This window comes from Paraburkholderia sp. GAS333, from assembly GCF_050435665.1.
GTDB classification, from domain to species: Bacteria; Pseudomonadota; Gammaproteobacteria; order Burkholderiales; family Burkholderiaceae; genus Paraburkholderia; species Paraburkholderia fungorum_A.
Genome location: NZ_JBNDKS010000002.1, coordinates 1124216 through 1149942, shown reverse-complemented (window position 1 = coordinate 1149942; position 25727 = coordinate 1124216). Strand labels below are relative to the sequence as shown.

Sequence of the window (25727 nt, the reverse complement as noted above, 5' to 3'; positions counted from 1 at the left end):
AACGTTTGAGTTCAATCGTTTAAGCTTCATCCGTTTAGCTTCCCTGCCTGGTTCGCCAAGGTCATATATTCCTTGAACCAATGCCATGTGCACGGTTGCGGAAATTTGTAGCACGGGTGTGCGCGTCACTCTGTCTGATGTACCCGAAGTGTTGCTAACTGCGACCAATTCTGAACCCCCGGTTCAGGATGCCGGCCTAGCGGCTAAGGCGGGGACCTTATCTAGAACGGCATCGGACTTCGGTTCGATGCCGTTTTTCTTTGGGCTCCGGTTTCACGTACGTTTTCTCCGTTCGCGTTTTTCGTTCGTGCCGTCAAGCCCTTAACGTCAACCACGTTCAATTCGATTCATGCGCTACTGGCTAATGAAGTCCGAACCGGACGAAGCAAGCATCGACCATCTCGCCAACGCACCGCGCCACACGTTACCGTGGACCGGCGTGCGCAACTATCAGGCGCGCAATTTCATGCGCGACATGATGCAGGTCGGCGACGGCGTGCTGTTCTATCACTCGAGCTGTCCTCAACCCGGTATCGCGGGGCTCGCGGAGGTCTCGTCCACTGCCTACCCGGACCCGACACAATTCGACAGGAAGAGCCCGTACTACGACGAAAAGTCGTCGCAGGAAACGCCGCGCTGGCTGCTCGTCGACGTCGTATTCAAAAAGAAAATTCCGCTGATTCCGCTCGCAACTTTGCGCGAGCACGAAGAATTGCAGGACATGCGCGTGCTCGCCAAGGGCAACCGTTTGTCGATCACGCCGGTGACCGAAGCCGAGTGGCGCTTCATCACGAAGCGGCTTGTTTAAGACTCGCGTGAAGCCTGTTCGACGTCGATGTAAAACCGGGTCGCGACGATTAAAGCAAAGTGAGATCAGGGAACCAAGCTCAGGTTACAAGCGCCTAACGGACGCACAGAGGGACTGGCAAACAGCGTGCCATTTGTCGCACGCCGTTCGTGCCAATCGTGCATCAACCTGTTCAAGCAAGGAGTCGAGCAATGACAAAAAACACCGCACGGGCAGTCGCACTCGCGCTTATCTGCTCCGCACCCGTCGCGCTTACGCTGACCCCGACCCTCGCGCGCGCGCAAGGCGTCATGCAAGCTCAGCCTTCGGGCGTGCTGTCGCTGAATGCACAAGCTAGCGCGGAAATTCAGCAGGACGTAGTCGATATCACGCTGTTTTACGAGCAGGAAGCGAGCGATCCGTCGGCGCTCACGTCCACGCTGAATCAGCGTGCCGATTCGGCACTGCAGAAAGCGCGCGGCGTGAGCGGTGTGACGGCTCACACCGGTTCGTTCTCGATCTTCCCGTCCACCGATCGTGATGGACGCATTTCTGCATGGCGCGGCCGCACGGAGGTCGTGCTCGAATCGCACGACTTCGCGGCGGCGTCAAAACTCGCGGGGCAAATGGCATCGATCATGCAGGTCGGCAACGTGCAGTTCTCGCTGTCGCCGGAAGCGCAACGCGCCGCCGAGCAGAAGCTCACGGGCGAGGCGATCAGGTCGTTCCGCGAGCAGGCCGCATCGTCGGCACAGGCGTTTGGGTTCAGTGGATATTCGATCCGCGAGGTCAGCGTCAATCATGGCGGCGTGATGCCGCGTCCCATGATGATGATGAGCGCGCGCGCTATGGGCGCAGACGCGAAGGCCGCGGCGCCGATGCCGCTCGAAGGCGGTACGTCGACAGTAACGGTCAACGTGTCGGGCTCGGTGCAGATGAAGTAACGCGCTGTATCGCGCTCGATAGTCCGGTTGAAATGACAAACGCCACGGCATGCCGTGGCGTTTGTCATTAACCATGCGCTACGGCAACCCGTAGCGATCAGATCAAATCAGATCAGCTTGCGCTCACGGCCTGTGCCGGTTGCCGCCGCGCACGCTTATACGACCACACGAGCAGGCCGATGCCCACGAGAATCATCGGCAGCGACAGCCATTGACCCATGGAAAGACCCATGGCGAGCAGCCCGAGGAAGTCGTCCGGTTCACGCGCGAACTCAACCGTGAAGCGAGCGAGGCCGTAGCCAATCAGGAACACCGCGGAAATCGAGCCCATCGGCTTCGGTTTGCGCGAAAAGAAAATCAGCACGAAGAACAGCGCAATGCCTTCGAGCGCGATCTCATACAGTTCCGACGGATGCCGCGGCAGCATGTGATATTGCGCGAACACTTCGTTCAGATGCCATTGCGCGGCCAGTTGCGGATGCGCGGAAAGCCACGCCGCGTCGTCCGGTGCGGCGCCTGGAAACAGCATCGCCCAAGGCGCGGACGGATCGGTCACGCGTCCCCACAACTCACCGTTGATGAAGTTGCCGAGACGTCCTGCGGCGAGCCCGGTGGGCACCATCGGCGCAACGAAGTCGGTGACCTGCAGCCACGAGCGCTTGCGTTGATACGCGAACAGCACCATCGCGATGGTCACGCCGAGGAAGCCGCCGTGAAACGACATGCCGCCCTGCCATACCTTGAAGATGTCGAGCGGATGCGCGAAATAAAAGCTCGCCTTATAGAACAGCACATAGCCGAGACGGCCGCCGAGGATGGTGCCGAGCACGCCGTAAAACAGCATGTCGTCGATATCTTTCGCGGTCCAGCCTTGCGCGGCGACATACGGCAAACGCAGACGCAGCCGTCCGACGACGATCGCCGCGATGAACGCGACGAGGTACATCAGTCCATACCAGCGCACTGCAAGCGGCCCCAGATGAATGGCAATGGGGTCGAAATTCGGATGAATGAGCATCGTGTTGTTATGGGCAGTTCAGGTTCAGAAGCGGGTTACTAAAGCAATTCGGCAGCGGATAACGGTAACGGGCCAGCGGCCCGCATGGCATCCGGCGCATGCATTTGACGGTCCGGCGCGCGATGCGTTCGCGGCAACGCCGCTAGACACGCAACGCGGCGGCCTCCGGTGCGACGGTAGCAGCGTAAGCCCGCACGATCTCGATGAAGCCCGCCAGCACCGGACTCACCTCGTCCGTGCGCCACACCAGCCCCGTCTCGATCACCGGCACCGACTCCGCGAGCGGCCGGTACACCACCCCCGTGCGGCGCAGGTTACGCAACGATTGCGGCACGAGTGCGACGCCCATTCCGGCGGACACCAGGCTGACGATCGTCTGCATCTGGATGGCCTCCTGGCCGATCCTGGGTGCGACGCCCGCCACGCCGTAGCAATCCATAATGATGTCATAAAAGCCAGGCGCCAGACGTCTGGGGAAGATCACGAGCGGCGTATCGGCCACGTCGAGCAGGCTGACCGGCGCGTCGAGCCACCCGGCGTGCGGGTCTCCGAAGGCGCCGTGCGCACCGCCCAGCCGCCCGGAAGCTTCCGTCGACATCGCGATCACCAGCGGCTCACGCACGATCGGCAGCCACGAAAGCTGAGCGGCATGACGCGGCGGCAGCGGCGCGATCACCAGACCGGCGTCGATGCGCCCCGCCACCAGTTCATCCACCTGCACGTCGCTGGTCGCCTCGGTCAGTTCGAGCCGCACTCGCGGATGACGCACGCCGAAATCGCGCAGCAAAGGCGGCAGCAAGCCGTAATCGGCGGTGGAAACGAAGGCCAGCGACAACCCGCCCGCCTCGCCGCGTGCAAGGCTCTGCGCGAGCGGCCGCAGCCCTTCGGCGTCTGCGAGCAGCCGCAGCACCTCGGGCAACAGATCGGCGCCCACCCGCGTGAGCTTGACCGACCGCTTGGTGCGCTCGAACAGTTCCACGCCCAACGTCTCCTCCAACGCCCGGATGGCTTGCGACAAAGGCGGCTGCGTCATCGAAAGACGCACGGCGGCACGCCCGAAGTGCCGCTCTTCGGCAACAGTGACGAAATAGCGCAACTGGCGCAGATCCGGGATGGCAGGCAGCATGATTAATATATTTTACGACCTAATAGCACCTGAATAATATATTGGACGCGCGTTTCCCGAAACTGCATCCTTGGATGGCGCGTCGGAGCTACTACACTGAATTGACGCGCCGGCGACGCAAGCGGCCGACGCTGCCGCAACACCGTCATCGCAGCCCCGGCCGGAAAAGACCCGGCCGCATCACCCCGCAAATATCCGCCGCCGCGTTCCATCCACGCAGCCCGGCTCAAAACAAAATCGATTGGAGGCCCCATGGCATACAACCGTCGTTCGAAAAACATCACGCAGGGCGTCGCGCGCTCGCCGAATCGCTCGATGTACTACGCGCTCGGCTATCAGAAGGAAGATTTCGACAAGCCGATGATCGGCATCGCCAACGGCCACTCGACCATCACGCCGTGCAACGCGGGCTTGCAGCGTCTCGCCGATGCCGCCGTCGTCGCGGTCAAGGGCGCCGACGCGAATCCGCAGATTTTCGGCACGCCGACGATTTCGGACGGCATGTCGATGGGCACCGAGGGCATGAAGTACTCACTGGTGTCGCGCGAAGTGATCGCCGACTGCATCGAAACCTGCGTGCAAGGCCAGTGGATGGACGGCGTGGTCGTGATCGGCGGCTGCGACAAAAACATGCCCGGCGGCATGATCGGCCTCGCGCGGATGAACGTGCCCGGCATCTACGTGTACGGCGGCACGATCCGGCCCGGCAACTGGAAGGGCGTCGATCTGACCATCGTGTCGTCGTTCGAGGCGGTCGGCGAATTCACGGCGGGCCGGATGTCGCAGGAAGACTTCGAGGGCGTCGAGAAGAACGCGTGCCCGTCGACGGGATCGTGCGGCGGCATGTACACCGCCAACACGATGAGTTCGTCGTTCGAGGCGCTCGGCATGTCGCTGCTGTATTCGTCGACGATGGCCAATCCCGACCAGGAAAAGGTCGACTCGTCTGCCGAATCCGCGCGCGTGCTGGTCGAGGCGGTCAAACAGGACCTCAAGCCGCGCGACATCATCACGAAGAAGTCGATCGAAAACGCCGTTGCGCTGATCATGGCGACCGGCGGATCGACCAACGCCGTGCTCCACTATCTGGCGATTGCGCATGCGGCCGAGGTGGAATGGAGCATCGAGGACTTCGAGCGCATGCGCAAGAAGGTGCCGGTGATCTGCGATCTGAAGCCGTCCGGCCAGTACGTCGCCACCGATCTGCACAAGGCGGGCGGCATCCCGCAGGTCATGAAGCTCCTGCTCGACGCGGGCATGCTGCACGGCGACTGCATCACGATCACCGGCAAGACGCTCGCCGAAGAACTGAAGGACGTGCCGTCCAGACCGCGCGCCGATCAGAAGGTGATTTTTCCGATAGACAAAGCGCTGTACAAGGAAGGCCATCTCGCGATCCTCAAGGGCAATCTCGCGGAAGATGGCGCGGTCGCCAAGATCACCGGCCTGAAGAACCCGGTGATCACCGGCCCGGCTCGCGTGTTCGACGACGAGCAAAGCGCGATGGACGCGATTCTGTCCGACAAGATCGTTGCGGGCGACGTGGTCGTGCTGCGCTACCTCGGTCCGAAAGGCGGCCCCGGCATGCCGGAGATGCTCGCGCCGACCTCGGCGATCATCGGCAAGGGTTTGGGTGAAAGCGTCGGCCTCATCACCGATGGCCGTTTTTCGGGCGGCACGTGGGGTATGGTGGTCGGCCACGTCGCGCCGGAAGCATTCGTCGGCGGGACGATTGCGTTCGTGCAGGAAGGCGACTCGATCACGATCGACGCGCACAAGCTCCTGCTGCAACTCAATATCGACGACGCCGAATTGCAGCGCCGCCGTGCTGCATGGCAGCAACCGAAACCGCGCTACACACGCGGCGTGCTGGCGAAATATTCGGCGCTGGCATTGCCTGCCAACAAGGGAGCGGTAACGGGTTAGTGCCAGCCACGCGGCCGAAGCCGGCCGCATCGAAGCGCAAAGGGGCGCACGGAAAACCGTGCGCCCCTTTCCTTTTATAATGCTTGCACCACAAGTCGGGCCCCCGCCCCGACGGAGACCATAATGAAAAGCACGTCGTATGCAGCGTTCGCAGCATCGGCTTTATTGTGCGCGGCGTTGAGCGTCAACAGTTCACCTGTGCACGCCGAAGCCGCGGGCCTCGCGCTGGCCCAGCAACAGAACTGCATGAGCTGCCACTCCGTCACACGCTCTTTCATGGGACCGGCGCTGCACGATGTCGCGACGAAATATGCCGGACGCGACGACGCGCCGGTTTATCTGAAGCACAAGATTCTGGATGGCAGCGCGGGCGTGTGGGGACCGGTGCCGATGCCCGCGAATACGCAACTCACGCCCGATCAGGCGGCCGCGCTGGCAAGCTGGGTGTTGACGCTCAAATGAAAACGGCGTCCTGTTAAAGACGCCGTTCCTGCTTCATTCAGACTCGCTTCTCCAGGCTTTCTTCATCAGCCTCGGCCCGAGCGCCGCGCGATTTCTTCTTCGACCGCTTCCCTCACCCAGCCGCTCAGTTCGGTTTCCAGAGTCAGCGCAACTTCACGCGTGATCTGGCTGACGAGCAACGTGGTGTGCTCCTGCAACGCATCACGGCAACGCGCTTCGATGATGCCGCGTCCCTCGCCCGTCAGAAAACCCGCAAAGCGTCCACGCAGACGCTCGGCGATGACTTCAGCGTCCAGATCCGGCTGCGAAAGCGCTGCCGTTTCGTGGGCGATATCGGGCGGCACGATCGAGCCGGCCTCGACCGGAGCAACAGGCTCGGCGCGATCGAAAACACCGGCCGACGACGCAGGCGCGCCATTGTTATGCACCACAGCAGGATGCGCGGCTTGCGGCGCGATCACCGGCTCAGGCGCGAGCGTTTCTTCTTCGGCAAGCACGGGCTGCGTCGCCAGAACCGGCTCGTCTGCATGCGACGGCCGAGGTGCGAGCACGGGTTCGGCCTTGAAGCTCGGCTCTCTCGGCACGTCCGGCTCAAGCGCCGGCGGCACCGCCCCGCCCGACGGCGAACGCACCTGGCCCGGCACGAGAATCTCGTGCAAAACCGGGATCGAATTGTCGTTGGGATCGGACATGGGGTTCTCCTCCGTGTTCTAGTCGAAGCCGAAGCAGAGCAACTGCGCATGCACATCGGACTCGCGACACCTGATGCCACGAACCGTGCGCAATGCGGCGGAACGAATCCTAGCTGCCCTGCTTGTAGTTGTTCAAAGCATAGCCGCGATCGCGATAGAAGCGATACCGCTCGCGGCCTGCAACGAGTTCGTCGTGTGCGTTACCGACCACTTCCAGCAATCTTTCGAAGCGCGCGAACTGCGCCGGCACCGTTGCGCCGAGATTGAGCAGCACCTGATGATGCGGCACGTCGTCGAGATTCGTGGTCAGTACGATGGGGGTTTGCGCGGCGAGCGGCGTGCCCGCCATGCAATGCGGGACGAAGTCGAGCGGAGAGAAGGTCCACAACTGTTCGTCGAATACCCGCAGGCGCTCGGGTTCGGCCAGCACGATGGTCGGCTGGCCGGCCAGATACGCCTTGCGGATCAGACGGCACGCATACAGCAGCGAGTCGCCGACGTTCGAGTGAAAATCGATTCTCGTCATCGGCGGCTCCCTACGTTCTGCGTGCGCTGCGCGACTGCTGTTACCACGCCGCCCGCAGGCTTACTGCATTGCGTCATTATGCAGCGCGACCGTCAGCGGCCCGGTCGATCAGGAACTGCGCGAGCAGCGGCACCGGACGACCGGTAGCGCCCTTCGCCGCGCCGCTCTTCCACGCGGTGCCGGCGATGTCCAGATGCGCCCACGGATACGCTTCGGTGAAGCGCGACAGGAAGCACGCCGCCGTCACGCTGCCCGCCGGACGGCCGCCGATGTTCGCGATATCGGCGAAATTCGACTTGAGCTGGTCCTGGTACTCGTCGTCGAGCGGCAGGCGCCAGGCCGGGTCCAAAGCTTCACGCGATGCGTCGAGCAACTCGCCCGCCAGCGCGTCGTCTTTCGAGAACAGGCCGCTGTTGTGGTGACCCAGCGCGATGATGCACGCGCCCGTGAGCGTGGCGATGTCGATCACCGCAGCCGGCTTGAAGCGCTCGGCGTACGTCAGTGCGTCGCACAGGATCAGACGGCCTTCGGCGTCGGTGTTCAGCACTTCGATCGTCAAGCCCTTCATGCTGGTGACGATGTCGCCCGGCTTGGTGGCGGTGGCCGACGGCATGTTTTCCACCGCCGGAATGATGCCGACGACGTTGATCTTCAGCCCCATTTCGGCGACCGCGCGCAACGTGCCCAGCACCGAACCGGCGCCGCACATGTCGTACTTCATCTCGTCCATGCCCTCGCCCGGCTTCAGCGAGATGCCGCCGGTGTCGAACGTGACGCCCTTGCCGACCAGCACGACCGGCGCGGCCTTCGCGGCGCCGCCCTGGTATTGCAGCACGATGAACTGCGCCGGCTCGACCGAACCCGCCGTGACCGACAGGAACGAGCCCATTTTCAGCGCTTCGCATTGCTTCTCGCCGAGCACTTCGACTTTCAGCTTCCAGTCTTTGGCGAGTTTCTTCGCGGTGTTCGCGAGGTAGGTCGGCGTGCAGACATTGCTCGGCAGATTGCCGAGGTCGCGCGTCAGGTCCATGCCGTTGGCGAGCGCGGCACCCTGCTTCGCGGCCAGCTTGGCGGCTTTCTCGTCGCCCGTGTTGACGCTGAAGACGATGCGCTTCAACGCGCGCGCCGTGGTGTCCGGCTTGGACTTCATCTGCGTGAACTTGTAGGTCAGCTCGCGCAGCGCGAGGATGGCGGCCCGCACGCCCCAGTCGGCCGTGCGTTCCAGCACCGGCAATTGCGCCAGCGTGAACGTGACCTGCACGACCTTGGTGGGCAGCAGCGCTCGCCAGGCGGACCGCACGGCGTCGCCGTAGGCTTTCTGACTGAAAGCGTCCTGTTTGCCGAGGCCGACCAGCAGCACGCGCGATGCGCCGATGCCCGAGACCTCGTGCAGGAACAGCGTGGTGCCGGCTTTGCCATCCATATCGCCGGCCTTGATGATGCGCGTCAACAGGCCACGGGTGGCCTCGTCGATCTCAAGCGCTGCGCCCGAGAGCGTTTGCGACTCGAACACACCAATGACGATGCAATCCGATTTCCCGGTCAGGAAACCGTTTGACGAGCCTTTGGTCCAATCACAGGCTTTTATGCTAAAGTCCATCGCGCTTGTCCTCGGATAAAATCTGGGCTTAGGATGAAAGCCGCAATTATCCGCTATTTTTCCCGCGGCGGCTGCACCGGAGACGTGACGGGAAGCAACCCCCGCGTCACCGAGAGCGCCCCCTCTCGCCATCAATAATGATCTTCGAACGCTCCCTCCAGCGCGAACTCGCGTATACGGCTGGTGCCGTGTTCATGGTTCTCCTCACGCTCGTGCTGACGACGATGATGATTCGCATCGTCGGCTTCGCGGCCTCGGGTGAGATCGACCCGCGCGACGTGCTGGTCCTCATCGGCCTGACCGTGATCGGCTACCTGGCGATCATGCTTGTCGCGACCCTGTTCGTGTCGATCCTGTTCGTCCTCACCCGCTGGTACAAAGACTCCGAGATGGTTGTCTGGCTGTCGTCGGGCGTCAGCCTTACGCAGTTCATCAAGCCGATCGGTATTTTTGCCACGCCGATCATCATCCTCATCTGCTTCTTCGTGTTCGTCGGCTGGCCGTGGTCGAACCAGCAGAGCAAGCTGATCCGCGCGCGCTTCCAGCAGCGCGACGAGGTCTCGCTGCTCGCGCCGGGCCAGTTCCGCGAGTCGGCTACCAGCCACCGGGTGTTCTTCATCGAGAAGATGTCGCCCGACCAGGGGCACGTCGAGAACGTGTTCGTGACCAGCACCGAGAACGGCAAGGTCAACGTGGTGGTGTCGAAGAACGGCCATACCGAAACGCATAAGAACGGCGACCGATTCGTCGTGCTTGAAAACGGCCGGCGTTACGACGGCGAACCTGGGCATCCCGACTTCCGGATCATGGAATTCGAGCGCTATGGCGTGAAGATCCAGAGCCAGCCGGTGGTCAATACGCCGACCACAACCGGTACACCCACGCTCGCGCTGCTGCGCAATCCGACCAATGACAACCTCGCCGAATTCGCGTGGCGCGCGGGTCTGCCGCTGATCGCGATCAACCTGATGCTGCTGGCCATTCCGCTAGCGCACCAGAACCCTCGGCGCAGCCGCACCATCAATCTGGTGATGGCCGTGCTGATCTATCTGACGTATTCGAATTTGCTGAACGTGGTGCAGTCGTGGATCGAGCAGGGCAAGATGTCGTTCGGCGTGGGGCTCGTGATCCTGCACGTCATCGTCGCGGCGATCGTCGCGTTCATTTTCTGGCTGCGCGTGCGCAACCGGCCGCTCTTCACGCGCGCCATGTTTAGCCGTTCGGGAGCCTGACCGATGCGCATCTATGAAAGGTATTTCGCGCGTCAGATCTACCTCACCTTCATCTTCATCCTGTTTGCGTTTTCGGGTCTGTTCTTCTTCTTCGACCTGATCAACGAACTGAATTCGGTCGGCCACGGCAACTACAAGTTCCAGTACGCGGTGCTGCGGGTCGCGTTGCAAACGCCGTCGCGCTTCTACGAAATCATTCCGGTCGCCGCGCTGATCAGCGCGATCTACGTGTTCGCGCAGATGGCGGCGAATTCCGAGTACACGATTTTCCGCGTCTCCGGTCTCGCGACGAATCAGGCGCTGCGCTCGCTAATGAAAATCGGCATTCCGCTGGTATTTCTGACGTATCTGATCGGCGAAGTGGTCGGTCCGTACACGGATCAACTGTCGGAACGCGTGCGGCTCGAAGCGTTGGGCTCGTCGGTGTCAAGCAACTTCCAGTCGGGCGTGTGGGTGAAAGACACGCTCACCGCGCGCGCGGATGGCGAGCAGGTCACGCGCTTCGTGAACGTCGGCGAACTGAAGCCGGACGCGACGATCAGTAACGTGCGGATTTACGAATTCGATTCGAAGTTCCGTCTGTCGAATGTGCGGATTGCGAAGAGCGGCAAGTACCAGCCGCCGGGTCACTGGCAATTGACCGACGTGACCGACACGCAACTGATCGACGTGCCCCCTCCTCCGGGCACGCCTGCCGATGCGCTGAATCCGGTGTATCGCGCGCAACAGGTGACGTTACCCGAATATTCGCTGCGCTCGGAACTGACGCCGCAGATTCTGTCGGTGCTGCTGGTGTCGCCGGACCGGATGTCGATGTTCAACCTGTTCCGCTACATCCAGCATTTGACCGAGAATCATCAGGACACGCAGCGCTATGAAATCGCGCTGTGGCGCAAGGTGCTGTATCCGTTTGCGGTGTTCGTGATGCTGGTTCTGTCGCTTCCGTTTGCGTATCTGCATACGCGCGCTGGCGTGGTGGGCGTGAAGGTGTTCGGCGGCATCATGCTCGGCATGAGCTTCCAGCTGTTCAATACGCTGTTCTCGCATATCGGCACGCTGAACACGTGGCCTGCGCCTTTGACCGCGGCGACGCCGGGGCTGGTTTATCTGGTGCTCGGGTTGGTCGGGTTGAAGTGGGTTGATCGCCATTAGGAGCGGATGCAATGGCTACGCACGGGCTGATTCTGTTTGGCCATGGCGCGAGGGATCCGCGCTGGCGCGAGCCGTTCGAGCGGCTCGCCGCGAAGCTCCAGGCGTTGCGTGCGGCGGACGATACAGCCGGTCCCGTCTCGCTGGCCTTCCTCGAGTTGATGGAGCCGAACCTGCCCACGGCGGTCGGCCAACTCGCCGCCCAAGGTTGTGATGCGATCACCGTCGTGCCCGTGTTCTTCGGGCAAGGCGGCCATATCAGGAAAGATCTGCCCGAACTGATCGAGCGCTGTCGCGACGCGCAGCCGGACGTGCGGATCGACTGCGCGGTGGCGGTCGGCGAGGACGAAGCGGTTCTCGATGCAGTCGCGCAGTATTGCCTGCGCCAGGCGGGATAACGCTCGCAGACCGCTGCCGGCGAAAGCGAAAGCGCCCCCCCCTCCAGGCGCTCTCCCGCAGCGGCCAACCTTCACCGCTCAAAGATACTCGACATTCCCGTCGACGCTAATCGCCTGACCCGAGATGTTCTGCCCCGCCGGCGACGCCAGGAATAGCGCCATCGCCGCGACGTCGTGTACGGTCACCATCCGCCGCAGCGAGATTTTCTCCAGATACTCGCCCTTCATCTGCTCGAAGCCGATTCCGAGCGACTCGGCGCGCGCGGCAATCACGCGATCCATTCGTTCACCTTCGACAACACCCGGCAAGATCGCATTCACGCGGACGTTGTTCGGCCCCAGCTCGATTGCCAGCGATTTGACCATGCCGACAATCGCCCACTTGCTCGCTGCGTACGGCGTGCGAAACGCGTAGCCGAGGCGTCCCGCGACCGACGCCATCGCGATGATGCCCGGGTTGGCCGACGTCTCCTTCAGCACCGGCACGGCCTTGCGCAGAAAATAGAACTGGCTGTTCAGATTCGTCGCGATGGTGCGTTCCCACTGAGCCGGGTCGAGGTCCTCGACAGCGCCGGTCGGCCCGGCAATCCCCGCATTGTTGATCAGCAGGTCGAGACCGCCGAGCTTCGCACGCGCGTCGTCGATGATGCGGTCCACCTGCGCGCAGTCCGATACGTCCGCGACGCCGACATGCAGTTGCGGATGCGCGGTTTTCGCGCGGTCGATCGCGGCAGGGTCGACATCGCAGATATAGACGTTCGCGCCGACGTCCAGGAACGCCTGCGCGATCGCCGCGCCGATGCCCGCTGCGGCGCCCGAGATCAGCACGCGCAGTCCGGGAGTGGGTCTGAGAAGGTCGATGGTTTTCATGCAGGTCCTCGAATGTTTAGAGCGTCATACCGCCGGATGCTTCGATCACGGCGCCGTTGATATAACTTGCTTCGTCGCTCGCGAGAAAGGCGTAGATATTGGCGATCTCTTCCGGCGTGCCGAGACGGCGCAGCGGCACCTGCTCGCGCATTTTCGCGAGCACGTCCTGCGGCACGGTCGCGAGAATCGGCGTGTCGATAAAGCCTGGCGCAATCGCGTTGACGCGAATGCCCTTGGGTCCCAATTCGCGGCTCCACGTCTTCGTAAAGCCGATCACGCCGAACTTCGCCGCCGCATAGTTGGTCTGCCCGTAGTTGCCGTAGATGCCGACCACGGAACTCGCATTCAGGATCACGCCCGAGCCTTGCGCGATCATCGTGTCGACGACCGCCTGGGCCGCATGAAACACGCCGCGCAGGTTCACGTCGATCACGTCGTCGAATTGCTGAAGCGTCATCTTTTGCAGACGCGCGTCTCGTGTGATGCCCGCGTTGTTCACCAGCACGTCGATCTGACGGAAGCGCTCGCGGGTAGCGCCGACCATGTCGTCGACCGCCGCGCGGTTCGTCACGTCGAGCGTGAAGCCGAGCGCTTCCGCACCGGCTGCGTGACACGCGGCCACGACATGAGACACCGCGTCATGATTCATGTCGCACACCGCGACGCGCGCACCTTCTTTCGCGAATTTGAGTGCGGTCGCAGCGCCAATGCCCTGCCCCGCGCCCGTCACGATCGCGACCTTTCCATTCAATCTCATTGTTTGTTCCCGTAATTGGAAGTTATGGCCGGGTGTTCAACAGCGGCTCCGCAGCACTCGCCTCGCGCCCTTCTGACTGAATCGCCTTCGCGAGCAGAGGCACCAGAATCAGACCGAGAATCGACGCGCCCACGACCACCGACAGCCCCGACGCGCTGTGGCCCGACGCGCTCTCCGCAAGACCGAACAGATACGGCCCGACGAAGCCGCCGATCAGCCCGATCGTATTGATGAACGCGAGCCCCGCCGCGGCCTGGATGCCGTGCAGACGCTTCATCGCGATTGCCCAGTAGAGCGGCAGCACGCCGCCCGCGAAGAACGCGGTCACGACGAACAGCAGGAGTTGCATCGACAGCACGCTCGACGAGACGAACAGGATCGCGCTGATCACCAGCCCGGTGGTCAGCACGCCGAGATAGAGGCAATCGTTCGTCACCCGGCGATGAATCCGCGGCAGCACCAGCACGCCGAGCAGAAAGCCAATCCCGACGCTGCTCGACAGCACGCCGATCATCAGCGGCGACTTGACGTGCATCTGCTGGATCATCGCGGGCGTGAAGAACACGAGCCCGACGAAAGCGACCTGGTTCAGAAAGTAGATAAGGCCGATCAGCACGGTGGCCGGACGCTTCAGCGCGGCGAGCCAGTCTTGCGAGAACATGCCGGGATGCGCGGCATCCGGCACCGCGCGCGCTTCGAGCGCCTGCGCTTCGGCAGCGGATAGCCAGCGTGCGTCGGACGGCTTTTCCGGCAGTTTGAACCACAGGAATACGCCCACGAAGATGGTCGGCAGGCCTTCGAGCAGGAACAGCCACTGCCAGCCGTGCAGACCGCCCAGCCCGTCCATCTGCATGAACGCGCCGCCCAGCGGGTTGCCGATCACCAGCGCCAGCGCGGGCGCCGTGTAGATCCAGCCCACCGCCACCGAGCGATCCTGCGGCGCGAACCACATCGTCACCATGTACATCAGCGCGGGGAAAAGACCCGCCTCGGCGATGCCGAGCAGCACGCGGATCGTATAGAACGACCACTCGCCCTGCACGAACATCATCGAGACGGAGAGCGCGCCCCACGTGACCGCGATTCGCGCGATCCAGCGACGCGGCCCGACCCGGTGCGCGACCAGGTTGCTCGGCACTTCGAGCAGCGCATAGCCGATGAAGAAGATGCCCGCGCCGAGACCGTACGCGGCGGCGCTGATACCGAGATCGGCGGCGAGCCGCGCCTTCGCGAGCGACACGTTGGTGCGGTCGAGATACGACATGAAATAGATCGCGCACATCAGCGGGATCAGTCTCAGCATGGCCTTATGCGTCGCGATGCGGTGCAGCGCGTTGCCGGCGGGGCCGGCTGTCTGGGTTGTCATGATGTCTCCACCTGAAAGGGGTGTGTTGTTGTTTTTTTGGTCGGTTTTACCGGCGTGGCCGGATCAGCGGGCCTGGCTCAGAAGCTGACCTTGTCTGCGCCTTTGAGGCCGAGCATCTGTCGCGCTTCGGCCGGGGTCGCAATCTCGAACGACAGCTCTTCGAGGATGCGGCGAATCTTGCGCACCTGCTGCGCGTTGCTTTCCGCCTTCACGCCTTTGGACAGGTACACGCTGTCTTCGAGGCCGACGCGCACGTTGCCGCCCATGATCGCGCCCATCGTCACGAACGCCATCTGATGACGGCCCGCGCCGAGAATCGAGAACTGGTAATTTTCGCGGCCGAATAAGCGATCGGCAGTGGAACGCATCACCGTCATGTTCTCGGGGTCCGCGCCGAGTCCGCCGAGAATGCCGAACACCGATTGAATGAAGAACGGCGGCTTGATCAAGCCCTGGTCGACGAAATGCGCGAGGTTGTACAGATGCCCGACGTCATAGCATTCGAACTCGAACCGCGTGCCGGTTTCGCCCAGTTCGAGCAGGATGCTTTTGATGTCCTTGAAGGTATTGCGGAAGATCGTGTCCTCCATCCCTTCGATGTAATCCTTCTCCCAGTCGTAGCGCCACGACGGCATGCGCGCGGCGATCGGATGGATCGAGAAGTTCATCGAGCCCATGTTCAGCGAGCACATCTCGGGCTTCGCGAGGCGCGGATAGGCGAGCCGGTCGGCGAGCGTCATGCGCGTGCTGCCGCCGGTCGTGATGTTGATGACCGCGTCGGTGGCCTCGACGATCGCGGGCACGAATTGCCGGAACACGTCGGGCGACGGCGTCGGTTTGCCGTCGGCGGGATTGCGGGCGTGCAGATGCAGGATCGCGGCGCCGGCTTCGGCCGCTTCGATCGACTGGGCGGCGATCTGCGCCGGCGTGAGAGGAAGGTATTCGGACATCGACGGCGTATGCGTCGCGCCGGTCACTGCGCAGGAAATGATGACTTTTCGGTTCAGCAAGGGTGTCTCCTTATCGGCGGCGATCCATGAATGGACTGTCTGTTGTGATACCGATGTTAGTGGGATACGATCCGCCTCGTAAGGTCATTTTCGGACACGCAGATGTTGTTCCGGGACAATCTGAGGTGAAGCGATGCCGTCGAAGTTGCCGTTGCAGAACGAGCGCATTTACGCGCCGTACAAGATCGCCGCGCTGGTCGAAGTGCTCGGCGAACAGGGTATTGCGCCCGAAGACTGCCTGAAAGGCAGCGGCGTGGATGCCGCGCGGCTCAACGATGCGGCGGCGCTAACCTCGGTGCGGCAATACCTGGCCATCTGCCGTAACGCGATTCTGCTGTCGTGCAGTCCGGCCACGCCGTTCATCACCGGCTCGCGGCTGCATCTGTCCGCGTACGGAATGTACGGCTATGCGCTGATGTCGTGCCTGTCGCTGCGCGACTACTTCCGGCTGGGCGTGAAGTACCATCAGCTCGCGACGCCCACGCTCACGATCGAATGGACTGAATATCCGGACGAAGGCATCTGGACCTTTCCCGACGCGTTCATCTCCAGTCCATCGGTCGAATTGCGCCAGTTCCTGCTGGAGCAGCAGTTCATGCAGCACGTCACGCATCTTCAGGACGTGGCGGGTCGAAGCTGTCCGCCGACCAAAGCCTGCTTTTCGTATCCTGCGCCCGCACATGCGGAGATTTATAGCGAGTATCTCGGCTGTCCGTGCTATTTCGATCAGCCGCAATGCGAGCTTCATTACGACAGCAGCATCCTCGAACAGAAGCCGCAACTCGCGCACCGGCTCACGGCCACGCTATTGCAGGAAACCTGCGACCGGCTGATCGGGCAGGCGAAGACTTCGGTCGGTGTATCAGGAGAGGTGTATCAGATGCTGATGCGCAAGCCGGGCGAATTCCCGGGCATGGAAGAAGCCGCGCAAGCATTGAAGATGACGAGCCGCACGTTGCGGCGGCGACTGGAGAGCGAAGGCACGTCGTTCGTCGCAATTGTCGACGACGTGCGCTGCTCGCTGGCGGTTGAATATCTGAAGACCACGAAGATGAGCACCGACGATATCGCGATGCTGCTCGGCTTCAGCGATCCGGCGAATTTCCGGCGGGCGCTGAAGCGGTGGACGGGGAAAGGACCGGGAGAATTGCGGAGTTGATTGCGCCGCCCATCGCGCGAAGGATGACTCAGGCGGCGACCAGCATCCCGTCTGCTGCACGAACCAAATTGAGCTGACGCTCGGCAAACGCGTCGCCGATCATCAGCAGGCTCGGCTGCGATGCATCGACCCAGCGCTGCGCGTCGCCCGCAGCGAGTTCTTCGAGTGTCAGCGTGAGCATGCGTTCGCGCGCCGTGCTGCAAGCCTCGACGATTGCGACCGGCGTCGAAACCGGCTTGCCTGCATCGATCAATTGCTGCGCAATCTCGACACCACTATCGCGGCCCATGTAAAACACGAGCGAATCCGCGTTCACCTGTTCGCGAATTTCATCGGACCCAGGCGCGCGGCTGAAGGTAGCCAGCGCGACACTGCGCGATACGCCGCGCAACGTCAGCGAACGTTTCAACGACGCCGCGCTCGCCAGTGCAGCGGTGATTCCGGGAACCACTTCGTATTCGATACCGGCCGCTTCGAGCGCGCGCATTTCTTCGTCGGCGCGACCGAACAGCATCGGGTCGCCGCCCTTCAGACGCACCACGACTTCGTGCTCCAGAGCGGCATCGACGATCTGCTTGTTGATGAACTGCTGTGCTGTCGACAACTGCCCGCAGCGCTTGCCCACCGCAATCCGGCGCGCATGTGTAGGCGCGTAATCGAGCATGGCCGGTTCGACCAGCGCGTCGTGCAAAACGACATCGGCGGCAGCAAGAAGCCGCGCGCCGCGCACCGTGATCAGGTCCGCAGCGCCTGGCCCCGCGCCGATCAGATAAACCTTACCCATTTGAATCAACCTGTTGGTTGGGGCGCAACGCGACGCATCAAAGCATCGCCATGCGCCCCTCGCCCGCCGACGCTTACGCCGAAAACGCCCGGATCATCCCGGCCGCGACGGTGTGATGCGTCGCTTCGTCGATCAGCACGAATGCGCCCGTGCCCTGATGCGAGTCGTACACGTCGCACACCAGCGGCTTCTGCAACGTCAGCGCCACGCGGCCGATGTCGTTCATCGCCAGTTCCTTGCGATCGGTTGCTTGCGACAGCGTATGCACGTCGAGCACTTCCTTGATCGCGCCGATGCGCGCGAACACCGTGTTGGTGGTCTGCTTCAACAGATACTTGCGTTGCGTCGACAGCGGCGTGTCGTCGAACCAGCACAGATCGGCTTCGAGCTTCTTCGCCGGTTCCGGTGCGGCTTCGCGCAGCACGAAGGTATCGCCGCGCGACACGTCGACGTCTTCCGCGAGACGGATCGTCACGGTTTGACCGGCGAACGCGCGGTCCACTGCCGCAGTACCGCCCACCACCGGCGCGATGATTTCCGCAACGGTCGCTTCACGGTTAGCCGGCAGCACGACGATCGTATCGCCGAGCTTCACTTCACCCGCTTCGATACGGCCCATGTAGCCGCGGAAATCGTCGGCCTGGCTGCCGTCCTGACGCGCAACCCATTGCACCGGGAAACGCAGCGCCTGGCCCGTCGGGATTTCCACCGGCAGCGCTTCGAGCAGGTCCAGCAGCGGCTCGCCCGCATACCACGGCATGCTTTCGCTGGCGGTCACGATGTTGTCGCCCTTCAGCGCCGACACCGGCACGAAGCGCACATCTTTCAGACCAAGCTGGCGCGCGAGTTCGACATACGCGTCGCGAATCTCGTTGAAGCGTTGCTCGCTGTAGTCGACCAGATCCATCTTGTTGATCGCGACGATTGCATGCTGCAGACCGAGCAGCTTGACGATCGCGCTGTGACGCTTGGTTTGCGGCAGCAATTGCGCAACGCCGTCGACAAACGTCACACGCGTGGCATCGACGAGAATGATCGCGGCGTGCGCGGTCGATGCGCCCGTCACCATGTTGCGGGTGTACTGCTCGTGACCCGGCGTATCGGCGATGATGAACTTGCGCTTGGCCGTCGCGAAATAACGGTACGCGACGTCGATCGTGATGCCTTGCTCGCGTTCGGCTTCGAGGCCGTCGGTCAGCAGCGACAGGTCGATTTCGTCGCCGACGGTACGCTTGTTCTTCGCGCGCGACAGCGCCGAGAGCTGGTCGCTCAACACGGCCTTGCTGTCGTACAGCAGGCGGCCGATCAACGTGCTCTTGCCATCGTCGACGCTACCCGCAGTGATAAAACGCAGCACGCCGAGGTCTTCTGGTTGATGAATACTGCTCATGATTGTCATACCCTCGTACGTGTGCTTAGAAATAACCTTGCTTCTTACGCTGTTCCATCGCGGCTTCGGAGACCTGGTCGTCCATCCGCGTCGCGCCGCGCTCCGTGATCTCGGTCACGGCCGTTTCGGCGATGATCTTCTCGAGATTGTCCGCGTCGCTTTCCACCGGGCACGTGCAGCTGATGTCGCCGACGGTACGGAAACGCACCAGCGCGTTCTCGCTGGTCTCGCCTTCACGCATCGGCGTGAGCGGCGTGACCGGCACGAGCAGGCCGTTACGGCGCACGATTTCGCGTTGATGCGCGTAGTAGATCGACGGCAGTTCGAGCTTTTCGCGAGCGATGTATTGCCACACGTCCAGTTCGGTCCAGTTCGAAATCGGGAACACGCGCAGGTGTTCGCCGTTATGCAGACGCGCGTTGTACAGGCTCCACAATTCCGGGCGTTGTGCCTTCGGATCCCACTGGCCGAACTCGTCGCGGAACGAGAAGATCCGTTCTTTCGCACGGGCCTTTTCTTCGTCGCGGCGCGCGCCGCCGATCAGCGCGGTATAGCCATGCTGTTCGATCGTTTCGAGCAACGTCACAGCTTGCGCAGCATTGCGCGAATCCGTTTCGCGACGCAGACGCACCGTGCCGCGCTTGATCGAATCTTCAACGTGACCCACCACCAGTTCAGCGCCGATCTCTTGCGCTCGACGGTCGCGGAAGTCGATTACTTCGTCGTAGTTGTGGCCGGTGTCGATATGCACGAGCGGGAACGGCAGCACGGTCTTGCGATTTGCGCCGATACCGAACGCCTTCAGCGCGAGGTGCAATACCACGACCGAATCCTTGCCGCCCGAAAACAGCAGCGCGGGCTTGCTGCATTCGGCGACCAGTTCGCGCAGGATGTGAATCGACTCGGCTTCGAGCCAATCGAGGTGATCCATCCGGTTTGCCGTATTGGCAAGCGGAGCGTTGACAGCGGAATCGAGCGTGGTGCTCATATCTGGGTCCTTCGTTGATTCGCCCGGCAAGCGGTTGCTTGCCGGAGCGGAAGTATTCAAATCGGTATCTGTACTGACGTCGACGCTTGCGGCCGCATTTGCTTCTTTACTTGCGGCGTTCCAGGTAAAAGCCAAGGGCTCAATTACTGAAACTTCAAGGCCGAGACGTTTTCGCTGCGTTCAGTGGCAATCGGCGTGATGGTCGTGATGTGCAGCCCGCATTCCTTCGTATCGCGCGACTCCCACCACCAGCGCCCTGCCCGGCTATCTTCACCGGGACGGATAGCGCGCGTACACGGTTCGCAGCCAATGCTCGGGTAGCCGCGTGCGTGCAGCGGATTGACCGGCACGTCGAAAGCCTTAAGGTAATCCCAAACTTCGGCTTCGGTCCAGTCCGTCAGCGGATTGAACTTGGCGATATTGCGCGATGCATCAAGTTCTTCCGCATGCAGTTCGGCACGCGTGACCGACTGCTCGCGACGCTGCCCGGTCACCCATGCGCTCACATCAGACAGCGCGCGGTTCAGCGGCTCGACCTTGCGGATTTCGCAGCAACGCTTGCGCAGATCGACGCTTTCATAAAACGCGTTCAGACCATGCGACGCCACGTATTCGTCGACGGCGGCAGCTTGCGGATGGAACTGTTCGATCTCGTAGCCATAACGCTCTTTCACGCGATCGAGCATGCCCACGGTTTCCGCATGCAGACGCCCCGTGTTCAGCGAGAAGATGCCGATCTTCACGCCGCGCGACAGGATCGCGTGCGTGAGCAGCATGTCTTCCGCTGCGAGGCTGCTGGCGAGCTTCACGTTCGCGTGACGCGCGGCGATCGAGTCGAGCAGCGCATCGAGGCGCTCGACCTTCGCAGCGAGTTCCGGCGTGAGCGATTGAAATTCGCTCATGCTGAAACCTTGCCGAGTTCGCCCGCTTCACGGCGGCGGAACAGCGGCGACGGGTTATCCACCGCGCCTTGATAGTTGAAGCTGAATTCGTCGAACGCTTTCAGCGCGTCGTCGAAGTCTTTGTCTTCACGCAACGCATAGGCGTCGAAACCACAACGGAACATGAACGTGATCTGGTCGCGCAGCACGTCGCCGATCGCGCGCAGTTCGCCCTTGTAGCCGTAGCGTTCGCGCAGCAGGCGGCCGATGCTATAGCCGCGGCCGTCGCGGAACACCGGGAAGTCCACGCCGATCAGCGCGATCTTGTCGAAGTCGGCGACGATATCCGCCGGTTCGCTGTCCGGCGCGAGCCACACGCCGATTTCCGCCGCGCCGCGCGATGCGGCCAGCGCGTCGCGTTCCGCTTGCCACAATGCGAGCGGCACCAGCACCTTGCCTGCGGGCAAGTCGTTCACTGCCGGCAGCGAGCCGTCTTCTGCCGGGCGCACGACCGCCCAGTCATCGTTGACGATCGCGCGATTCTTGATGATAGAAGCCATCTGTTCAGTATCCTTTTCGCGGTTACGCGTGAGCCGGTTGACGCGAGGCGTACACACGTTCCTTGAACGGGGCCATGCCGATGCGGTTGTACGTTTCGATGAAGCGCTCGCCTTCGTGGCGGTTTTCAACGAACGTATCGATCACTTTGCTCATCACGTCCGGCATTTCTTCCGCCGAGAACGACGGGCCGATCACGCGGCCAAGGTGTGCGCCAGTCGCGCCCGAACCCTGTTCGCCGCCGAGCGTCACCTGATACCACTCCGAGCCGTCCTTATCGACGCCCAGAATGCCGATGTTGCCGATGTGGTGGTGACCGCACGCGTTGATGCAACCCGAGATGTTCAGCGACACGTCGCCGAGGTCGTACACGTAGTCGAGATCGTTGAAACGCTCCTGAATTGCAAGCGCGATCGGGATCGACTTCGCGTTGGCCAGCGAGCAGAAATCGCCGCCCGGGCACGCGATGATGTCGGTCAGCAAGCCGATATTCGGCGTCGCGAAACCTTGCGACTTCGCCTTTTCCCACAGCGCAAACAGGTCGCGCTTCTTGACGTTCGCGAGAATCAGGTTCTGTTCGTGCGACACGCGGATTTCACCGAGCGAATACTCGTCGGCCCAATCGGCGACCGCTTCCATTTGCGTGTCGGTTGCGTCGCCCGGGGCGATCGTGGTCGGCTTCAACGACAGCGTGACCGACGAATAGCCCTCGACCTTGTGCGGACGCACGTTACGCTCGACCCAGCGCGCGAACGCACGGTTTTCCAGCAGATGCTTTTCGAACGACGCGTCGGTGTCCGGCAGCTTGTCGTAGACCGGCGGCTGGAAGTACTGCACCACGCGATCCACTTCGGTTTGCGTCAGCGTCGCCGGGCCGTCCTTCAGGTGCTGCCATTCTTCTTCGACCTGCGCCGAGAATTTCTCCGGGCTCAGCGCCTTCACTAGAATCTTGATGCGCGCCTTGTACATGTTGTCGCGGCGGCCGAAGCGGTTGTACACACGCAGCACGGCTTCGCAATACGTCAACAGATGCTGCCAAGGCAGATCGCGGCGGATGATCGCGCCGATGATCGGCGTGCGGCCCATGCCGCCGCCGGCCAGAATGTCGGCAACCAGCTCGCCCTGTTCGTTCTTCTTCAGATACACGCCCATGTCGTGAATCTGCACGGCCGCGCGGTCTTCTTTCGAACCCGACACGGCGATCTTGAACTTACGCGGCAGCCACGCGAATTCCGGGTGGAACGTCGACCATTGACGCAGGATTTCCGCCCACGGACGCGGATCAACGACTTCATCCGGTGCGACGCCCGCGAACTGGTCGGCGGTGATGTTGCGGATGCAATTGCCCGAGGTCTGAATGCCGTGCATCTGCACGGCGGCGAGCTTGCGCAGGATTTCCGGCGTTTCTTCGAGCTTGATCCAGTTGTACTGGATGTTCGAGCGCGTCGAGAAGTGGCCGTAGCCGCGATCGTGTTCGCGCGCGATTTGCGCGAGCACGCGCATCTGGTCGCTGCGCAGATTGCCGTAAGGAATCGCGATGCGGTGCATGTAAGCGTGGCGCTGATAGTACAGGCCGTTCTGCAGACGCAGCGGACGAAACTCCTCTTCGCTCAATTCGCCCGACAAGCGGCGGCGAACCTGATCGGCGTATTGCGCGACCCGTTCATCGACGATGGTCTGGTCGTACTGATCGTATTGGTACATTCGGGGACCCCAATTTTTTGCGTGACACACGGCGGTCGCGTTCCGCCGCGCCTTGAATTCTGTCTTAGTCAGCAACCGCAAACGAGCGTTTAGACCCATCTCTCATTTGCTTATGACAAATACAGATATCCATATTGAAAAAGATGGACAGATCGTAATAAACTCGCCTTATATTTCAAACGACTAAAAAATTCTTTTTATATGCGGAGAGGTTATATATGAACCTGCACCAATTCCGCTTCGTGCGCGAGGCCGTTCGCCAGAATTTCAATCTGACCGAGGCAGCCAAGGCGCTGTTTACAAGCCAGCCGGGCGTCTCGAAGGCGATCATCGAGCTGGAAGACGAGCTGGGCGTCGAAATCTTCACCCGGCACGGCAAACGCGTACGCTCGCTCACCGAGCCGGGACGCATCATATTGCAATCGGTCGAGAAAATCCTGCAGGAGGTCGAGAGCCTCAAGCGGGTCGGCAAGGACTACGCGGCACAGGATCAGGGCAATCTCGTGATCGCCGCGACCCACACGCAGGCCCGCTACTCACTTCCGGCCGCGATCGCCGAATTCAAGAAGCGCTTTCCGAAGGTTCACCTTTCAATTCTGCAAGGCAGCCCGACCCAGGTCGCGGAAATGGTGCTGCACGATCAGGCCGATCTCGCGATCGCCACCGAGGCCATCGCCAACTATAAGGAACTGGTGTCGCTGCCCTGCTTCCAGTGGCACCACATCGCGGTGATGCAGCCCGATCATCCTTTGCTGGACCGCAAACTTTTGTCGCTGGATGATCTGACCCAATATCCGCTGATTACGTACGACAACGCGTTCGCCGGCCGCACCAAGATCAACGAGGCGTTCCGGCTGCGCGGGCTGCATCCCGACATCGTGCTGGAGGCGATCGACGCGGACGTGATCAAGACCTACGTGGAATTGGGTCTGGGCGTCGGCATCATGGCGGATATCGCGTTCAACGCCGAGCGCGACCGCCATCTGCGTGCGATGCCGGTCGGGCATCTGTTCGGCAGCAATGTGACGCGGGTGGCGCTGAAACAGGGCGCGTACCTGCGGAGTTACGTGTACACGCTCGTCGAGTTGCTGTCGCCGAGCATGAACCGCAAGCTGATCGAACAGGCGCTGAAGGGCGAACACGAAACTTACGAGCTTTGACAACGGCTTTAAAAGCAGCACGCTTCCCGCAACGGAGACCCTCTCGATGACGTCGCATAACAACAGACTTCGCGGCCTGGCCGCTCTCGGCGCGCTGTTGCTCGCCACCGCAGCACACGCCGACATCAAGGTCGGCATCGATCTGTCGAGCACCGGCCCGGCGGCCGTGATCGGCATCACCAGCAAGAACGCAATGCTGATGTGGCCGCAGACGATCGCCGGTCAGAAAGCCGATTACATCTTCCTCGACGACGCGTCGGACCCGGGCGCGGCCGTGCGCAACATCCGCAAGCTGATCAACGAGGATCACGTCGATGTGATCGTCGGCCCGAACATCACGCCGGCCGCGATGGCCGCGCTCGATCCGGTGGCCGAAAGCCAGACGCCGATGATTACGCTGATCGGTTCGGCCAGCGTCGTCGAGCCGCAGGAAGGCAAGAAGGTGTGGGCGTACAAGATGGCGCAGACCGACAGCGCGATGGCCGACGTGATGACGCGCTACATGTCGAACCACAACGTGAAGACGGTGGGCTTCATCGGTTTCGCGGACGGTTACGGCGAAAGCTGGCTCAACGAGTTCAGCAAGTTCGCGGCGCTGCGCCATATTCAACTGGTGGCGACCGAGCGCTATAACCGCACCGACGCGAGCGTCACCGGCCAGGTGCTGAAGGTGATGTCAGCAAAGCCCGACGCGATCCTGATCGCCGGTGCAGGCACGCCGACTGTGTTGCCGCAGCGCACGCTGATCGAGCGCGGCTATAAAGGCCCGATTTATCAGACGCACGGTATTGCGACGCCGGAGTTCATCAAGCTCGGCGGCAAGGACGTGGAAGGCACGCTGTTCCCGACGCAGCCGGTGGTCGTCGCGCGCACTTTGCCGGCGGATCATCCGGCGAAAAAGGCGGCGCTTGCGTTCGCCAACGAGTACGAGGCGAAGTACGGCGCGGGCAGCGTGACGCAATTCGCAGGCGATGCAGCGGGCGTTTATCCGCGCTTGCAGGATGCGGTGGCGCGCGCATTGAAAACTGCGCAGCCTGGCACGCCTGCGTTCCGCGTCGCGTTGCGCGATGAACTCGAGCACGCGCATGAACTCGTCGTGCCGAACGGCGTGGTCAGCACCAGCGCAAAGGATCACGTGGGCCTTGATCAGCGAGCCAGCGTGATGGGGATCATCAAAAACGGCAAGTTCGTTTATCTGAGCCAGTAGTCGCGAACGCGGCGCCTCGTCGCTACGCGAGGC

25 protein-coding genes and 1 other RNA gene are annotated in these 25727 nt (G+C 62.1%); 11 read left to right on the top strand and 15 right to left on the bottom strand.

Annotation, left to right across the window (positions count from 1 at the left end; translation table 11 throughout):
• Positions 1-37 precede the first annotated feature (37 nt).
• The 3 genes from ssrS (at position 38) to ABH945_RS14280 (ending at position 1731) form a co-directional block, all read left to right on the top strand.
• A non-coding RNA gene (gene ssrS / locus ABH945_RS14290) (6S RNA) lies at positions 38-219 on the top strand.
• Between the two features lie 130 nt (positions 220-349).
• Positions 350-808 (top strand): EVE domain-containing protein, encoded by a 459-nt coding sequence (locus ABH945_RS14285; protein WP_429250913.1) that lies wholly within the window; start codon positions 350-352, stop codon positions 806-808.
• 191 nt (positions 809-999) lie between these two features.
• The gene (locus ABH945_RS14280; RefSeq protein ID WP_429250912.1) at positions 1000-1731 is read left to right on the top strand and encodes an SIMPL domain-containing protein; all 732 of its coding nucleotides are present in this window, start codon (positions 1000-1002) and stop codon (positions 1729-1731) included.
• Positions 1732-1843: 112 nt separating this feature from the next.
• Here ABH945_RS14280 and lgt read toward each other — a convergent pair whose 3' ends face one another.
• Positions 1844-2749 carry a prolipoprotein diacylglyceryl transferase gene (gene lgt / locus ABH945_RS14275; RefSeq protein ID WP_074763293.1) on the bottom strand — a complete coding sequence of 302 codons (906 nt, stop codon included), beginning with the start codon at positions 2747-2749 and terminating at the stop codon, positions 1844-1846.
• Between the two features lie 142 nt (positions 2750-2891).
• Positions 2892-3875, bottom strand: coding sequence for a LysR family transcriptional regulator (locus tag ABH945_RS14270; RefSeq protein ID WP_429250911.1), 984 nt, complete (start codon positions 3873-3875; stop codon positions 2892-2894).
• Positions 3876-4127: 252 nt separating this feature from the next.
• On the opposite strand from ABH945_RS14270, the gene ilvD reads away from it, so the two are divergent.
• Complete coding sequence (gene ilvD / locus ABH945_RS14265) at positions 4128-5801, top strand: dihydroxy-acid dehydratase (protein WP_429250910.1); 1674 nt, start codon at positions 4128-4130, stop codon at positions 5799-5801.
• Positions 5802-5924: 123 nt separating this feature from the next.
• Complete coding sequence (locus ABH945_RS14260) at positions 5925-6263, top strand: c-type cytochrome (protein ID WP_429250909.1); 339 nt, start codon at positions 5925-5927, stop codon at positions 6261-6263.
• Between the two features lie 65 nt (positions 6264-6328).
• Here the strand turns inward: ABH945_RS14260 and ABH945_RS14255 are convergent, their stop codons facing one another.
• The 3 genes from ABH945_RS14255 to ABH945_RS14245 all read right to left on the bottom strand — a co-directional run bounded on the left by ABH945_RS14255 (position 6329) and on the right by ABH945_RS14245 (position 9081).
• A complete protein-coding gene (locus ABH945_RS14255; RefSeq protein ID WP_429250908.1) occupies positions 6329-6955 on the bottom strand; it encodes a DUF2486 family protein in 627 nt (208 codons plus the stop codon).
• A 109-nt stretch (positions 6956-7064) separates the two neighbouring features.
• Positions 7065-7481 (bottom strand): DNA polymerase III subunit chi, encoded by a 417-nt coding sequence (locus ABH945_RS14250; protein ID WP_074763288.1) that lies wholly within the window; start codon positions 7479-7481, stop codon positions 7065-7067.
• Positions 7482-7557: 76 nt separating this feature from the next.
• Positions 7558-9081 carry a leucyl aminopeptidase gene (locus tag ABH945_RS14245; RefSeq protein ID WP_074763287.1) on the bottom strand — a complete coding sequence of 508 codons (1524 nt, stop codon included), beginning with the start codon at positions 9079-9081 and terminating at the stop codon, positions 7558-7560.
• A 137-nt stretch (positions 9082-9218) separates the two neighbouring features.
• Here ABH945_RS14245 and lptF point away from each other — a divergent pair, with 137 nt between their 5' ends.
• From lptF to ABH945_RS14230, 3 genes are read left to right on the top strand one after another with little or no spacing between them, the layout of a single operon-like run.
• Positions 9219-10313, top strand: a complete 1095-nt coding sequence (gene lptF / locus ABH945_RS14240) for an LPS export ABC transporter permease LptF (protein WP_074763286.1) — start codon at positions 9219-9221, stop codon at positions 10311-10313.
• A 3-nt stretch (positions 10314-10316) separates the two neighbouring features.
• Complete coding sequence (gene lptG / locus ABH945_RS14235; RefSeq protein ID WP_074763285.1) at positions 10317-11465, top strand: LPS export ABC transporter permease LptG; 1149 nt, start codon at positions 10317-10319, stop codon at positions 11463-11465.
• A gap of 11 nt (positions 11466-11476) precedes the next feature.
• Positions 11477-11860 carry a sirohydrochlorin chelatase gene (locus ABH945_RS14230; protein ID WP_074763284.1) on the top strand — a complete coding sequence of 128 codons (384 nt, stop codon included), beginning with the start codon at positions 11477-11479 and terminating at the stop codon, positions 11858-11860.
• A gap of 78 nt (positions 11861-11938) precedes the next feature.
• Here the strand turns inward: ABH945_RS14230 and ABH945_RS14225 are convergent, their stop codons facing one another.
• From ABH945_RS14225 to ABH945_RS14210, 4 genes are all read right to left on the bottom strand, one after another.
• On the bottom strand, positions 11939-12730 hold the full coding sequence (locus ABH945_RS14225) for an SDR family oxidoreductase (RefSeq protein ID WP_429250907.1): 792 nt from the start codon (positions 12728-12730) through the stop codon (positions 11939-11941).
• 16 nt (positions 12731-12746) lie between these two features.
• On the bottom strand, positions 12747-13487 hold the full coding sequence (gene fabG / locus ABH945_RS14220; RefSeq protein ID WP_074763282.1) for a 3-oxoacyl-ACP reductase FabG: 741 nt from the start codon (positions 13485-13487) through the stop codon (positions 12747-12749).
• 22 nt (positions 13488-13509) lie between these two features.
• Positions 13510-14853 carry an MFS transporter gene (locus ABH945_RS14215; protein WP_074763281.1) on the bottom strand — a complete coding sequence of 448 codons (1344 nt, stop codon included), beginning with the start codon at positions 14851-14853 and terminating at the stop codon, positions 13510-13512.
• A 77-nt stretch (positions 14854-14930) separates the two neighbouring features.
• Positions 14931-15863 (bottom strand): 3-keto-5-aminohexanoate cleavage protein, encoded by a 933-nt coding sequence (locus ABH945_RS14210; protein WP_429250906.1) that lies wholly within the window; start codon positions 15861-15863, stop codon positions 14931-14933.
• 133 nt (positions 15864-15996) lie between these two features.
• On the opposite strand from ABH945_RS14210, the gene ABH945_RS14205 reads away from it, so the two are divergent.
• The gene (locus ABH945_RS14205; protein ID WP_429250905.1) at positions 15997-17022 is read left to right on the top strand and encodes an AraC family transcriptional regulator; all 1026 of its coding nucleotides are present in this window, start codon (positions 15997-15999) and stop codon (positions 17020-17022) included.
• 28 nt (positions 17023-17050) lie between these two features.
• Here ABH945_RS14205 and cobA read toward each other — a convergent pair whose 3' ends face one another.
• From cobA to ABH945_RS14175, 6 genes are all read right to left on the bottom strand, one after another.
• Positions 17051-17806, bottom strand: coding sequence for a uroporphyrinogen-III C-methyltransferase (gene cobA, locus ABH945_RS14200; protein WP_429250904.1), 756 nt, complete (start codon positions 17804-17806; stop codon positions 17051-17053).
• 73 nt (positions 17807-17879) lie between these two features.
• Entirely contained in the window at positions 17880-19196 is a 1317-nt protein-coding gene (locus tag ABH945_RS14195; RefSeq protein WP_429250903.1) for a sulfate adenylyltransferase subunit 1, read from the bottom strand.
• A 25-nt stretch (positions 19197-19221) separates the two neighbouring features.
• The gene (gene cysD, locus ABH945_RS14190) at positions 19222-20184 is read right to left on the bottom strand and encodes a sulfate adenylyltransferase subunit CysD (RefSeq protein ID WP_074763277.1); all 963 of its coding nucleotides are present in this window, start codon (positions 20182-20184) and stop codon (positions 19222-19224) included.
• Between the two features lie 143 nt (positions 20185-20327).
• The gene (locus tag ABH945_RS14185; RefSeq protein WP_429250902.1) at positions 20328-21086 is read right to left on the bottom strand and encodes a phosphoadenylyl-sulfate reductase; all 759 of its coding nucleotides are present in this window, start codon (positions 21084-21086) and stop codon (positions 20328-20330) included.
• The gene (locus tag ABH945_RS14180; protein ID WP_429250901.1) at positions 21083-21625 is read right to left on the bottom strand and encodes a DUF934 domain-containing protein; all 543 of its coding nucleotides are present in this window, start codon (positions 21623-21625) and stop codon (positions 21083-21085) included. The genes ABH945_RS14185 and ABH945_RS14180 overlap by 4 nt, the downstream gene beginning before the upstream one ends.
• A 22-nt stretch (positions 21626-21647) precedes the next feature.
• A complete protein-coding gene (locus ABH945_RS14175; RefSeq protein WP_429250900.1) occupies positions 21648-23327 on the bottom strand; it encodes a nitrite/sulfite reductase in 1680 nt (559 codons plus the stop codon).
• Positions 23328-23545: 218 nt separating this feature from the next.
• On the opposite strand from ABH945_RS14175, the gene ABH945_RS14170 reads away from it, so the two are divergent.
• Both ABH945_RS14170 and ABH945_RS14165 read left to right on the top strand, forming a co-directional pair.
• Complete coding sequence (locus tag ABH945_RS14170) at positions 23546-24487, top strand: CysB family HTH-type transcriptional regulator (protein WP_042327765.1); 942 nt, start codon at positions 23546-23548, stop codon at positions 24485-24487.
• Positions 24488-24533: 46 nt separating this feature from the next.
• Positions 24534-25694, top strand: coding sequence for an ABC transporter substrate-binding protein (locus tag ABH945_RS14165; RefSeq protein ID WP_429250899.1), 1161 nt, complete (start codon positions 24534-24536; stop codon positions 25692-25694).
• The last annotated feature ends 33 nt before the right edge of the window (positions 25695-25727 follow it).